At 56.4% G+C, this 13,433-nt stretch carries 10 protein-coding genes and 1 tRNA gene; 7 read left to right on the forward strand and 4 right to left on the reverse strand.

All coding sequences use genetic code 11. The features are described from left to right. Positions 1–442: 442 nt before the first annotated feature. Genes ACZYSM_RS16255 through ACZYSM_RS16270 form a run of 4 tightly spaced genes read left to right on the forward strand, consistent with a single transcriptional unit; the run spans position 443 to position 6,029 of the window. Positions 443–3,274, forward strand: a complete 2,832-nt coding sequence (locus ACZYSM_RS16255; protein WP_489072489.1) for a xanthine dehydrogenase family protein molybdopterin-binding subunit — start codon at positions 443–445, stop codon at positions 3,272–3,274. Continuing rightward, entirely contained in the window at positions 3,267–3,806 is a 540-nt protein-coding gene (locus tag ACZYSM_RS16260) for a (2Fe-2S)-binding protein (RefSeq protein ID WP_489072490.1), read from the forward strand. The genes ACZYSM_RS16255 and ACZYSM_RS16260 overlap by 8 nt, the downstream gene beginning before the upstream one ends. Positions 3,807–3,808: 2 nt before the next feature. Further along, the gene (locus ACZYSM_RS16265) at positions 3,809–5,056 is read left to right on the forward strand and encodes a c-type cytochrome (RefSeq protein ID WP_489072491.1); all 1,248 of its coding nucleotides are present in this window, start codon (positions 3,809–3,811) and stop codon (positions 5,054–5,056) included. Position 5,057: 1 nt separating this feature from the next. Then, positions 5,058–6,029, forward strand: coding sequence for an XdhC family protein (locus tag ACZYSM_RS16270; RefSeq protein WP_489072492.1), 972 nt, complete (start codon positions 5,058–5,060; stop codon positions 6,027–6,029). Positions 6,030–6,143: 114 nt separating this feature from the next. On the opposite strand, the gene ACZYSM_RS16275 is transcribed toward ACZYSM_RS16270, so the two are convergent. Next, a complete protein-coding gene (locus tag ACZYSM_RS16275; RefSeq protein ID WP_489072493.1) occupies positions 6,144–7,427 on the reverse strand; it encodes an NAD(P)/FAD-dependent oxidoreductase in 1,284 nt (427 codons plus the stop codon). A 183-nt stretch (positions 7,428–7,610) separates the two neighbouring features. Here ACZYSM_RS16275 and ACZYSM_RS16280 point away from each other — a divergent pair. Together ACZYSM_RS16280 and ACZYSM_RS16285 are read left to right on the forward strand one after the other, a co-directional pair. Further along, positions 7,611–7,687, forward strand: a tRNA-Val gene (locus ACZYSM_RS16280). A 255-nt stretch (positions 7,688–7,942) separates the two neighbouring features. Further along, complete coding sequence (locus tag ACZYSM_RS16285) at positions 7,943–8,584, forward strand: hypothetical protein (protein ID WP_489072494.1); 642 nt, start codon at positions 7,943–7,945, stop codon at positions 8,582–8,584. A gap of 28 nt (positions 8,585–8,612) precedes the next feature. Here the strand turns inward: ACZYSM_RS16285 and ACZYSM_RS16290 are convergent, their stop codons facing one another. The 3 genes from ACZYSM_RS16290 to ACZYSM_RS16300 all read right to left on the reverse strand — a co-directional run bounded on the left by ACZYSM_RS16290 (position 8,613) and on the right by ACZYSM_RS16300 (position 11,447). Continuing rightward, entirely contained in the window at positions 8,613–9,116 is a 504-nt protein-coding gene (locus ACZYSM_RS16290; RefSeq protein ID WP_489072495.1) for a hypothetical protein, read from the reverse strand. Positions 9,117–9,605: 489 nt separating this feature from the next. Then, positions 9,606–10,460 (reverse strand): hypothetical protein, encoded by an 855-nt coding sequence (locus ACZYSM_RS16295; protein WP_489072496.1) that lies wholly within the window; start codon positions 10,458–10,460, stop codon positions 9,606–9,608. Between the two features lie 363 nt (positions 10,461–10,823). Then, positions 10,824–11,447, reverse strand: a complete 624-nt coding sequence (locus ACZYSM_RS16300) for a recombinase family protein (protein ID WP_489072497.1) — start codon at positions 11,445–11,447, stop codon at positions 10,824–10,826. A gap of 315 nt (positions 11,448–11,762) precedes the next feature. Between ACZYSM_RS16300 and ACZYSM_RS16305 the strand changes: the two genes are divergently transcribed. Beyond that, positions 11,763–13,100 carry a serine hydrolase domain-containing protein gene (locus ACZYSM_RS16305; protein WP_489072498.1) on the forward strand — a complete coding sequence of 446 codons (1,338 nt, stop codon included), beginning with the start codon at positions 11,763–11,765 and terminating at the stop codon, positions 13,098–13,100. Positions 13,101–13,433: the final 333 nt, after the last annotated feature.

The raw sequence follows: 13,433 nt of genomic DNA on the forward strand, positions 1-13,433 counted from the left end.
TTCTGAATTCTTCCCGGCTTCGTGCCTTGGGTCGGTGACTTTGTTGCCGCTTCTGGCCTTGCTGTGTCTGGTGTATTGGAGAGGTTACCCATCTACCAGCCCTGCACAGGCACCCTCGCCGCTGACGCTGATGTGAAGCATCTGATGATGGGTTGTGCATGTTCATCAGCGTAACGCGGCAAAGAAAACCGTCAATGCCCGTGCATCTGCTGTACTTAACGTGTTTCTGCTACCTGATGAAGGGTCCATGGCATGGCTGGAGTATCTCGCTCGGGCTTCTAGTGTTTTGCCGAAGGCGGATAAATCCTATAAAGTTAACCTTTGGGTCAACTAAGTTCTGTCTATCAGCCCTTTGCATCGTCAGAAAGGGTTTCTGCATGACCTGAAGTTCTCCAGTACATAAAGACAAGGGTGGAGTGCATAACCGCCCAGAGGATGATCCATGTCCAACCGTGATATATCCCGGCGTTCCTTCCTTCAGGGCGGTTTGATTGCTGGTGTCAGCGTTACACTGACGCCACTCAGCAGTCAGGCTTTGGCGGCGTTGATGGAAAACAGCGTGACCGTCCCGTCCGAGCAATGGCTTGGCAACAATGGCCAGGCGCGCTTTCGTAATGATGCTTTATCCAAGGTGTGCGGCAGCAAGGTGTTTGCCCGTGATATCCGGGCCAAGGACATGCCGGGCTGGCCGCAGCAGCAAGGTCACGCCATGTTGCTGAAAACCATTCGTGCTGACCGTATTTACGACGGCTATGACCTGTCGTTGTTGGGTGAAGAGTTGCAGCCCGACCGCATCGTCACTGCCGAAGATCTGGACAAGGACGGTATCGTTTTCCCGGCAGACCATGCGCCCGATCCGCTGCTGCCGGCCGGTAAAGTCCCCATGTTCATTGGGCATCCAGTCGCGATTCTTATCTGGAACGATTTTGAGCGCTTCCGCCAGGCCAAGGCCAGGCTCAAGTTCAATGACAAGGCCATTCGCTATGGCGCCAAGGTGCCGTACTACGAGGGAGACCCCTACGGTAGCTTCCGTTATGTGCGGGTCGCAGGCCCGACCTCGGCAGATGAGGACGAGTTCGCCAGCCTGAAGGACTCAATTCTTTTTCCGATGATCCGCGATCGTCGTCCGGTATGGAATTCCCAGCCTGACCTGCACGGTAATCTGACGGAGCGAGGCCTGTTTTATGCTGACCGCATGAAGCAGCAACTGGACGCCCCGCCAGAGGGGTGGCTGGTCTTCGATGAGCGCTACAAAACACCTTCCATCGAGCCTGCGGCAATGGAGCCGGACAACGGTAATGGTTGGTACGACCCGGCGAGCAAGACCCTGCATTTTGTCGTTGCGACCCAGTGCCCACTCGAAGTTGCTACTGAAACGGCGAAGATGATCGCGCCTTCACGTTTTGGCTTGAGCACGCTCAACATGCATCCTGGCTACACCGTCGGTTACGGTTCCAAGGATCACAACATCTTCGTTTACTACGCAGCGCTGGCGGCGTTGTATGGCGCAGGTGTGCCAGTACGGCTGGCCAATGACCGCTATGAGCAGTTCCAGAGCGGTATCAAGCGTCACTCCTTCGATATCCGCTACCAACTGGCAGTGGATAAGCAGGATCACAGCTTCAAGATCTTTCGGGCCGAAATGAGCGTCGACGGTGGTGGGCGGGCCAACTACAGCTCTTCGGTAGCGGCGGTCGGTGCTACGGCTGCGCAGTCGATTTATTACATGCCGCAGAATGACTTGCAGGTCACCGCTTATCACTCTCGTGGTGTCGAAGCCGGCTCCATGCGTGGTTATGGCACCCTGCAGAGCATGGCCTCCACCGAGATGATGGTGGATGAAATTGCCGGTCGCCTGGGTATCGACGCCATCGATTTGCGCAAGAAGAACGTGCTGCTGTCGGGCATGAAGAACACCCAGGGTGCAGTGCCCGCGGGGGCCTTGCGGCTGCACGAGATACTCGAGAAGGCCGCCGCTCACGACGCCTGGAAAAACCGCGACGCGTTCAAGAAAAAGATGGACGCCCAGGACCCGGACAGCTGGTACGGCGTCGGTTTTGCGATTTGCCAGAAAGACTTTGGCACCGGCTCGGAAGCGCCGATGGCCAGCGTCGAGTTCACCGCTGAAGGGCACATTACTCTGCGCCACATTGGCATCGAGATCGGCACCGGCATGTCCACGTCTCAAGCCTTGGTGGTTGCCGATTTCCTCGGTAGCCCGGCAAACGAAGTGACAACCGGTGAAACCGACTGGGGCGAACTCCAGCTTGCCAGCGGCGGTAACCCTTACACGATGAGCCAGGCCGAGCAAGATACGGCTTTGCGCAACCCGCGTTGGGTCGGCAAATTGGCTTCGGCGTCGTCTGCGACCAACTCTGCGTACTACTTCAGTCACGCCACCCGTGAAGCCGCGCGCGTGTTGTTCAATCACGGCCTGTGGCCGGTGGCGCTGGAAATCTGGCGACAAGGCCCGTTCGGTGGCCAGGCCAACCCTTACGTGGTGCGCCGCGAGGATGCCCATTGGGTCGATGGCAAACTGACGGCCAACGGCATGGAGCCGTTACCGTTTGCCATGCTGGCCAGGCGTGCTCATGAGCGCGGTCTGGTGACGGGCGCGACCGTGCACGGTTTTAACCGCTGGAGCTGGGCCGAGGCCGAATACAGCATCGACGGCGTGCGTGAGCGCCTGCCGCTAGATGGCCTCGCAGTCAAGTATGGCGACGGCGCTCCGAACGTGAAGAAGGCGCAAATGAGTAGCGCCGGTTTCCATTTGCTGGATCGGCAGAACATCGCCTACCCGGCGACTCAGTTGAACAACGCGGCCGTGACCTATTACAGCCCCGTGGCGACGTTGGTCGAGTTGAAAGTGAACAAAGGCTCGGGTGAGGTGCAAGTCCTCAACCATCACTCCTGGCTTGAATGTGGCCGGGTGCTGGTGCCTGAATTGGTCAAAGGTCAGCTCGAAGGCGGCATCGCCATGGGCATCGGCCATGCGCTGCTGGAGGAAATGCCGCTGTACGAAGGTGGGCCGGGGGAGGGTGACTGGAACTTCAATCGCTATCGATTGCCGCGGGCCAAAGATGTTGCGGTCTGGAATCAGACCTCGGAAATCCTGCCGCCACTCTCGCCCAGCGATCCGTCCAAGGGCATTGCCGAAGTGGTGATGATTCCTGTGGTCGGCGCCATCGGCAATGCCGTGGCCCACGCTATCGGCAAGCGTGTTCGCGACCTGCCTATCACTCCAGCGCGCATCAAGGAGGCCCTCAATGGCTAACCGTCCGCTTCAACTGACCCTCAATGGTCAATCCGTCGGTCCAGTGGAGGTCCCTGATGATCTGCCGATGATCGATTACCTTCACGAATACCGAAACCTCACCGGTTCGCGCCTGGGCTGCGGCCAGGGCATCTGCCACGCCTGCGTGGTGATTGTCGATAACCCCGACGGCACCAGTGAAGAAGTGCGCACCTGCATCACCGGCGCGCACTACTTCGAAGGCAAGAAGGTACGCACGATCGAAGGCCACGCCACCCGGGATGAGAGTGGCAAGGTCACCGAGTTGAACCCGATCCAGCAACGCTTCGTCGATCAGTTCGCCTTTCAGTGCAGCTACTGCGCCCCTGGCTTCGTGAATGCGGCCACGGTACTGGTGGAAAAGCTTCAGCGTCAGTCGATCAAGAAAAGCCAGCTTGAGCAGGTGATCGAGGACAGCCTTGGCCACCACATCTGCCGCTGCACCGGTTACGTGCGCTATTACAGTGCCACGCGCGATGTGCTGACCGATCTCGGCCTGGTCAAGGAGGGTTGAGCATGAAGCGACTACTTTCCCGGCTTGCCACGGCGATTGGCGTGTCCGTACCGATGCTGCTGGCTGTGCAGGTTCTGGCGGCCGATCAGCAGCAGATCGAACGTGGTGAATACCTCGCGCGAGCTGCTGACTGTATGGCCTGCCATACCGCGCCAGGCGGCGCACCGTATGCGGGCGGGCTGCCGATCGCTTCGCCGTTCGGGACCATTTACGGCACCAACATCACCCCGGACAAGGACCACGGGATCGGGCTGTACAGCGGCGATGAGTTCTTTGCTGCGCTGACTGAAGGCAAGCGCCGTGATGGTGCCAATCTTTATCCGGCGATGCCCTACACCTCGTATCATTTGATGCCCCGTGAAGATGCCGATGCTATCCACGCCTATCTGATGACGGTCGAGCCGATCAATCGTGCGGCGCCGGTGACCAGTCTGAGTTTTCCGTTCAACGTGCGCCTGGGGCTGATGGGTTGGAACATGTTCTATGGCAAAGGCGTGAAACTTGCTTCGGCTGACGGTAAAAGCGAAGCCTGGAAACGCGGTCAGTACATGGCCGATGTGCTCGGACATTGTGGCGAATGCCATACCCCGCGCGGCTTGCCCGGCGCGATGCAGCAGGACAAACGCATGACCGGCGGCCTGCTCAATGGTTACCTGGCCCCCAGCTTACTGGCCGATGATCTGGCTGCGCGGGGTTGGACCCCTCAAGACCTGAGCTCGTTTCTCAAACACGGCATGAGCGCCCAAGGCACCATGTTCAATGAAATGTTCCCGGTGTTTCATAACAGCACCCAGCAACTGAGCGACCCGGATCTGGCCGCCATGGCGACCTTCCTGCTCGGCGATCAACCGCCGCTGGCGAAGGTCCTCGCTGAGGTGTCGTTGGACAAAATGGGGGCAAGCGCCCAGCGCGGCCACCAGGAATACCTGAATGTGTGCGCCGGTTGCCATGGTGTGGCCGGCGACGGCAAGCCGCATATCGCCGTGGCCATGCGAGGCAATACCACGTTGCGTCTCGAAGATCCGCGCAACCTGTTGCGGGTAATCGAAGAGGGTATTGGCGAGCAGAAGTTCGCCGGATTCGAACGCATGCAGCCAATGCCGGGCTTTGCCAGCAAGCTCAGCAACGAGCAACTGGTCGATCTGCTCAACTACCTGCGCCAGGGTTGGGGCGGTCAGTCGGGCGATTTGTCGGTTAGCCAGGTGGAGCAATTGAAGGCTGATGCTCCCGCTGAGCACAAGGCGCGCTGATATGCAGCATCTTGACCTGCAAGTGGTGCGGCGAGCGCTGGCCTGGTCCAGCGCTGGCCAGCGTGTCTGGCTCTGTAGCGTGCTCAGCACCTATGGCTCGGCGCCTCGCGCGCCGGGCTCGTTGTTGGCAGTGAACAGCGGCGGGCAATGGATTGGTTCGCTGTCCGGCGGGTGTGTAGAGGACGACTTTCTAGCCCGGGTGGCCGAAGGGGCATTCCTTGAAGCGGTGTCGGTGGTGCGCTACGGCGAAGGCGACAACCCGCGCTCCCAGGTAAAGCTGCCCTGTGGTGGGCTGCTTGATGTGCTGGTGGAAAAGCTTGAGCCTGAGTGTGAGGTTCAAGCCCATCTGCGGGAATTGGAGTCTGCGTTGCTGGGCCGGCGTCGGCTGATCCGCGAGGTCGATCTGGTCAGTGGTGCGCGTAACCTGTTCGTTGATCGTGAACATGGGCCGCGGGTCGAGCGTGAGATTGATCGTGTGCGCTTGCGTATCGGTGCCGCCCAGCGCCTGCTGCTCGCCGGTTACTCCAGCGTGGCTCAGGCTTGCGCGGAGCTTGCGGTCGGTCTGGGCTTTGAGGTGATCCTCTGCGACCCGCGTGAGGAGGTGCTGGAAGGTGTGGAACTGGATAATGTGGAGATTCGCCGCGAGCTGCCTTCCGTGTTCATTGCCAAGGGCGGTTGCCACAGTGATACGGCCGTGGTGGCGTTGACGCACGATCCACGCATCGACGATCTCGCCATGATGGAAGCGGTGCGCACCGACGCCTTTTATATCGGGGTGATGGGCTCTGTGCAGACGTCGCAAAAGCGCTTTGAGCGCTTGGGTCGTATCGGCAGTTTGGGTGAGGCAGAGCTGGCACGTATTCATGCGCCGATCGGTCTCAACCTGGGCAGTAAAACTCCAGCGGAAATCGCCTTGGCGGTGCTTGCCGATATCCTGCGAGTCCGCCGCGGCATCGCCCGGGATCAGCTCTAATCTCCTGTGGGAGCCGAGCTTGCTCGCGATGAGGCCATGACATTCAACATCGATGTTGGCTGACCGTTCGCTATCGCGAGCAAGCTCGGCTCCCACAAAGGATTGTGATGTCGGTCAGTACCCGAATTTATCCCGCAAGCCGTAATACCAGGCCCCCAGCGCCGCAAACGGGGTGCGCAGCAATTGTCCGCCAGGGAAAGGGTAGTGCGGCAGGTCGGAAAAGGCGTCAAAACGCTCTGCCTGGCCGTGCAAAGCCTCTGCCAGAACTTTGCCCGCCAGATGGGTATAGGTCACGCCGTGACCGCTACAGCCCTGGGAGTAATAAATGTTGTCGCCCAGGCGTCCGACTTGCGGAAGGCGTGACAAGGTCAGCAGGAAGTTGCCGGTCCATGCGTATTCGATCTTCACATCCTTGAGCTGCGGGAAGGCCTTGAGCATCTTCGGTCGAATGATTGCTTCGATATTCGCGGGGTCTCGCGCGCCATAGACCACGCCGCCGCCGAAGATCAAGCGTTTGTCGCCCGAGAGGCGGTAATAGTCGAGCAGGTAGTTGCAGTCTTCGACACAGTAATCCTGCGGCAGCAGGCTTTTCGCCAATTCATCGCTCAAGGGTTCGGTGGTGATGACCTGGGTGCCGCAAGGCATCGACTTGGATGCCAGTTCCGGAACCAGATTGCCCAGGTAGGCGTTACCGGCGACGATAATGAACTTGGCCCTGACTTTGCCTTGCGGTGTGTGCACGACCGGATTGGCGCCGCGCTCGATGCGTATGGCTGGCGATTGCTCATAAATGGTTCCGCCCAGCGACTCTACTGCAGCGGCCTCGCCAAGGGTGAGATTAAGCGGGTGCATATGCCCACCGCTCATGTCGAGCATACCGCCCAGGTATTGATCGCAGGCCACCACTTCGCGTATGCGGCGCTGATCAAGCAGTTCCAGCTGAGTGTGCCCGTAACGCTCCCAAAGGCGCTTCTGCGACTCCAGGTGGCCCATCTGCTTGCGGGTGATTGCGGCAAATACGCCGCCGTCCTTCAGATCGCACTGGATCTGATACTTGGCCACACGGTCACGTATGATCTTGCCGCCCTCGAATGCCATCTGGCCGAGCAACTGTGCCTGCTTGGGGCCGACGCTGCGCTCGATCACATCGATATCGCGGCTATAGCTGTTGACGATCTGGCCGCCATTGCGGCCCGAGGCTCCGAAGCCGACCTTGGCCGCTTCCAGGACAGACACCCGAAAACCGTTCTCCAGCAGAAACAGTGCACTGGAGAGGCCGGTGTAGCCAGCACCGATCACACAGACATCAGTCTCTACGTCATCCTGCAACGATGGACGTGGCGGAACAGCGTTCGCCGATGCGGCGTAATAGGACTCTGGGTAGGGGGTGTTCGCCATCCTGCAACCTCTGTTTTATATTTTTTACGAGTCTATCGATCCTACCTGAGTTAAAAATCGGCTGCCAGCCACCGAAAAATCTTCTTTACAGCCCTGAAAATAAAAAATTCGCATATTCATAGGCTTAGCTGCAAAAAAGGTGTTGACACCCCTTCGGAATTCCGTAGAATGCCGCCACACAGCAGGCACGTAGCTCAGTTGGTTAGAGCACCACCTTGACATGGTGGGGGTCGTTGGTTCGAGTCCAATCGCGCCTACCAAACAAAATCCGCTCTGCTGGGCGGTCTAGAAGGGCTCACCGAAAGGTGGGCCCTTTTTTGTGTCTTGGATTTCATGCAGAACGTTCACAAAATATCGGGTTCGTTCACACGGGGCAATGTGAACGCCGATATAAGCTTGGTTTTGGGCGGATTCATAGCGCAGGGGCGGGAGCGGATTACGGCCACTCAGCCGCTTTGTTGCTCTCTTACGTTGCGTTAACCTGCCAGCGGTCGAACGCTCCACCAGAGGTGAAAATGGAACAATTCATTGAAATGCTAGCAAAGGAATGGGTGGTGGTGTCACAGGCACCAGTCGCTTTCGCTACGCTCGCTGTTGCTATGTTCGGCCTTGCCTACTTCGCTGCACGCTGGAAGTACACATCGGTGCTTGATCAAGTGCGAGCATCTAACGACACGCTCAATGAACGCCTGCACCTAAAGTCCGAGCAGGCAGAGCAGTACAAAGATCGTGCATTGAAATATGACGAGAAGGTCTGGGCTGTTGTCGAGTCAAATACGGCTTCTCTTGCACAAAAGTCTCTGTCGCTTGTTTCCCAAATCAGGGAGTTCATTGACCGACATAAGCGTCAGGACGAATCCGTCATGGAGCATGAGTGGGTCGAAATGGCTGGGGCAGTTGATGATATTGAGAAGCATCGTCTTTGGAACAAGTTCATCAATGCGACATCGCGCTTGTCGAGCGAGCGGAACGCTGAATGGGAGCGTCGATTCAAAGTGGATGCAATAATGCTTCGCGACGAATTGCGGAGTCGCTTAAAGGACTACAAACCAGATGAACGCTCGGCACGCGTCTACGAGCATCCGACAAATTACTTCGGTTTCAACGATGTTGCGGCTGATCTTGAGCGTATGGCGAAGCTATTGCTCCCTGCCTAGATCATTGTCTGGCCATCCCTTGCCGGGGTCAGAATCGAAGCGCCGTCCCTGAGAGTGTGGAAGATGCGTTATCGAACCACGGTCGCATCTCGACCGCTGAAAGGAAGCAGCCGCCAGCGGTCTTCATTAGAAATCGCACTTTGAGCTGGCTTCCTTTTGAGAGGTCATACCCGGCCTGCTTGTCTGCGAAATCGACCTGTAGGTCTTGAGTCCCTACGCCATCCACATTCAACGAAGCCTCGTCAGACTCCAGTAGAGCAATCTCGCCTTTCCATGTCATCCAGTGATTTTTGTATTTCGCATTGAATATGTCGTCTTTTTTCTGATCGCTGTAGGTGCTTTTGCACCCTATGTCCGCGTTCACTTGATTGTAGGTTGCAGTGCTCTCGGGGTACTCGGTGACGGGAGTAGAAGCTGTGTAGGTGCTCCCGGTCGAGCTTGTAGGTTTGGTTGGTGCGTTGATCACACCTTTAATAACAATGTAGGCGAGGCCGATTGCGAGCACGATTCCGATGGTTCTTTTGGCTGACAAGATTCAATCCTTGAAGGGTAGAAGGTGCCGTATGGTGGCAGCGTGATGTGACGAGTGTCCAGACGCAAGGAAGGCCCATTCCCAGTTGAATTTCCAAATCCCGCGAAAATCGGGATAGCACTTCGAATTCAGTTTCCCAAATTCCGCGAAAAAATAAGTGAGCTTCCTCGACCGTTTCCAGCACAGGGATAGGAAAATAATGACGGATGCGGACGGGGTTTCAGTGCTGCTTAGCAGGGCACGAGGTGGGTCAACCTGAAGTCGTCAAGCGGAACCACAAATAAAGAAGGACTCTACGAGAGTGCGTGCTTGCAGGTAGTCCCCTCACATCATTCGGCTTTCATGGCGCGTTGAAGGCTGAGCTTGAGCAGCTTTGGATGCAGGGTAAGTGCCCCGGTCAGGTCAGTATGGCGATTACACCACCTACCCGTGGCTCAGCAAGGACAAGCCCTAGCACCAGGGCGAATGTGTGATGATACGGACGGACTATCAGTCCTTTGACGCTTTCACAAACGCCTCAAAATCGGCATAGGTCACACCTAGCTGGTTATGAAGAAATTGACTAGATAAGCGGCGAAACAAGGTCTGTGGCGTGCGTAAATACTGCTGCGCCTTTTTGCGTGACGACCTGATCAATTCGCGATTGCTGTAACCCGCTTTCGCAACGTTTGAACTAACCATGTCTTCAACCATTTCGCTGCGATTCTTCGCCGTGAAATAGCGGGCCATGTAAGTCGCGAAGGTGGAGTAAAACCATTCGCCGCATACGAAGTGCTTGTACCCGGTGTCCAGTTCCTGAATGGCGCCAGCAAGATCTCCCGTCTTCATAACCACCCTGTAGAACGCGATAAGCGTATCTCTCAGGCGCCCCGCGTCCACTTCAGCGGTAGGACCGATAACAAAATGAAATGGACAAGGCTTACCAATCGCAACGAGTTTCGATATCTCGTAACCATGACACGAAGCGAGCACCACAGACGTATTGTTGCGGGTCGAAGCGTTGATTGACGCAACGTAATCTACTAAGTCCTGCCATGGCACGTATTCACCGCTTGGAGCGATGTACAAACCTTTCTCTGCATCACCATGGCACTCGAAATGAAGAATAGGCAACAAGACCCCAGCTCTGCACTCGACCTCAACTGCCTTGAGGGCAGCCACAAGCATCCGCCGATCCTTGATGGCGTAGCGGGTGCAGTAGTTGTACCGTTGCAGGCCGTTGGAAAAATCTGTGACATCTTCGTAAAGTCGTCGCCCGGTCTGTAGCTCACTCGCGGCCAACGCATCAAATATGATCAGACCGTTGTTACGGCTTACTGCGGTGTAGACCAGTCCATTGTTCATTGCGGTAATCCGAGGGTTGAAGCACTGGATGCTAGCAGAGTCGGCACTACTATTGGCTGGTCGTCCCGACTTCCACAGATCCCATTTTCGCCGTGACAGAGACCATGCAACTCTCGATGCGATCTAGATTCAGGCTGGAAAATAATCTGGGGCACTTGTGCACAGAATCACTCGGTTCTTACCGCGTTGCTTAACGGCGTGCACAGGAGGCTAATAGTTCTTCGATCTTTATAGAAATAACCCTTGGTACCCTCGCAGACGCTCTACAACGCTGGATACAGGCGATCACGCGGCGTAGATACCCGAACACTCAGAGACGACGAAGCCCGCCGAAGCGGGCCTGTGGGTACTGTAGACGGTGGGTTAGTTCTTCAGCTCACGCTTGATCCTGTACACCGTGGCAACGCCACAGTCAGCCAGCTTGGCTACCTGATCAGCCGACATGGTTGGGTGCTTAGCCATCAGTGCCACAACCTTGTCCCACATCGCTGTGTCCTTGGCCTTCCCGGTTGGCTTCCAGTCAGGGTTAGCGGCCTTCTTGTTCTTCAGGCCTTGATTGATACGTTCTACGCGCTTCTCTTGGTCCAGTCTTGCCATCGTTGCCATCAGGTCCAACAGCATATTGTTGATCACTTCCATGATCTGACCAGTGATGCCCTTGTCTTCAATCAGCATGTGACTAGTGGGTAGGTCGGCAATTACCAGGCGTAGGCCCTTGGCCTTGATTGTGGCCTTGAGCGTTTCCCAGTCAGCCTGTGACAGACGACTCAGGCGGTCTACCGCCTCCACCAATAGCACTTCATCCTTCTCGGCAGTGCCCAGCAGGCGCATCAGTTCAGGGCGGTTGAGCTTGGTCCCACTGATGTTCTCGCTATAGATGCCAGTGATGGTCAGACCCTTATCAGCAGCGAACGCTTCCAGCGAAGCCTTGGCACGAAGAGCGTCTTGGTCCTTGGTGCTGGCTCGCAGGTAGAGGTGGGCATTCACGGCTGGCTATCCTTTAGAGTCTGATTTGATAGATCAATGATAATTGAATCATAAGTCTATCTGCAATAGATATTTGATAGTGATCGGGGGGCGGCTATCGAACTACCAGACATGTCTACACTATTGTTTGGGCAAACATCTTGAACAGTGTCAGCTTGGCCGGGTTTCGATCATATAGCCCTTGGCCGCCGCGACGCGAACACCTGCAACCCGCGGTGCTTCATGTATTCCTTTGAATAACTCCCTTTAAGCCCGCCCGCATGCGGGCTTTTTTGCATGCTGCTAGACTCCGTTTTTTCGAATGGAATCGACACGATGCCAGGCAATTACTCCCTCTCCAAGCGCATCGCCAAGAGCCAGGCGGCTCTATTGATTTGTCTTTTGACATCGGCTGCCTGTGCCGCAGGCACGTCAGCTTTTCCCGATGCTGCTGCCAGTGATCCAGCGAAACTGGGCTGGATGGTCGGCTCTCCGCCACCTGCTGATCGCACGGTTAGCTTTGAAGATGGCAGCTATTTTCAATTTCCGGCTATGCGCTGGAGCGTCTCAAACTTCCGCCAACTCATGCCCACCCTCAACGTCTCAAGGGGATTGGGATCGCCTGTTGCGTTGCCTTCGGCATTGCGTAAAGAAATCGATGCCGTGAGTTTCGTACCGCTCGGTGCGAAGGAGTCGATGACCTGGGATCAATCGCTGGCAGCCACCTACACGGATGGAATTGTTGTTCTGCACCGCGGAAAGATTGTCTATGAACGTTACTTCGGTGTGCTAAAGCCAGAAGGCCAACACGCCGCAATGTCGGTTACCAAGTCCGTGGTCGGCACGCTTGGGGCGACGTTGGTGGCTGAGGGACGTCTCGACGCTAATAAGCGCGTTGCGGATTACGTACCTGAATTAGCAAGCTCCGCTTTCGGTGACGCCACCGTGCGCCAGGTTCTCGACATGACGACGGGACTTAAATACAGCGAGGACTATGCCGACCCGAATGCAGAAGTCTGGGCCCATGCAAGAGCCGGGAGCCCTTTACCGAAACCAAGCAACTATACCGGCCCTCGCAGCTACTACGAGTTTCTCCAGACAGTGCAGTTGCAAGGCGATCATGGCGACGCATTCAGCTACAAGACAGTCAACACCGACGTACTGGGATGGGTGATTGCCAGGGTGACCGGCCGTAACGTCGCGCAGTTGCTTTCAGAGCGTATCTGGAGTCGCCTTGGCGCTGAGCAGGATGCATATTTCACTGTAGATTCGATCGGCACCCCATTTGCCGGTGGAGGCTTAAACACCGGCCTGCGCGACTTGGCACGCTTTGGCGAGATGTTGCGCAACAACGGGCTATTCAATGGTCAACAGATCGTGCCCAAAGCGGTGGTTGATGATATACGCCGTGGCGGTGACAAGAATGCGTTTGCCAAAGCCGGCTACGACCTTTTGAAGGGCTGGAGCTATCGCTCCATGTGGTGGGTCACGAACAAGGAAGATGGCGCCTTCATGGCTCGTGGCGTACATGGGCAACGGATCTACATTGATCCCAAAGCGGAGATGGTGATAGTTCGCTATGCATCGCACCCGGTGGCTAGCAACTCCGCTAACGATCCGATCACGTTACCTGCTTTTGAGGCGTTGGCTCAGCACCTGATCGTCCAGCCTTAAATATTGCCCAAGACAACGGGTTACAGGTTCGATTCGCAAAAGAAGCAGAGCAGTATCGTTGACTACGCCTTTTTCCTGCTTCCATTACACCCTCCTGAAAATAGATCAGAAGGTGTAAACCTTATTCAGGACGGGACAGGGTGATCCGGAAGGTTCGCCTTTTTTGTGCTCGATACTTTTTTGCGTCTGTTGCAAATCTTCACGCTGGACGTCGAATCGGCGTGCGCTTCCATACGCTTGATGCATCTACAAACCCTCGTCTTTCTCGTTAAGCGAAGCCGTGGTTTATGGGCTACTACTGTCAGGCCAATATTCTTTTCTTCAGGGTTGGAG

This window comes from Pseudomonas sp. F220, from assembly GCF_057813935.1.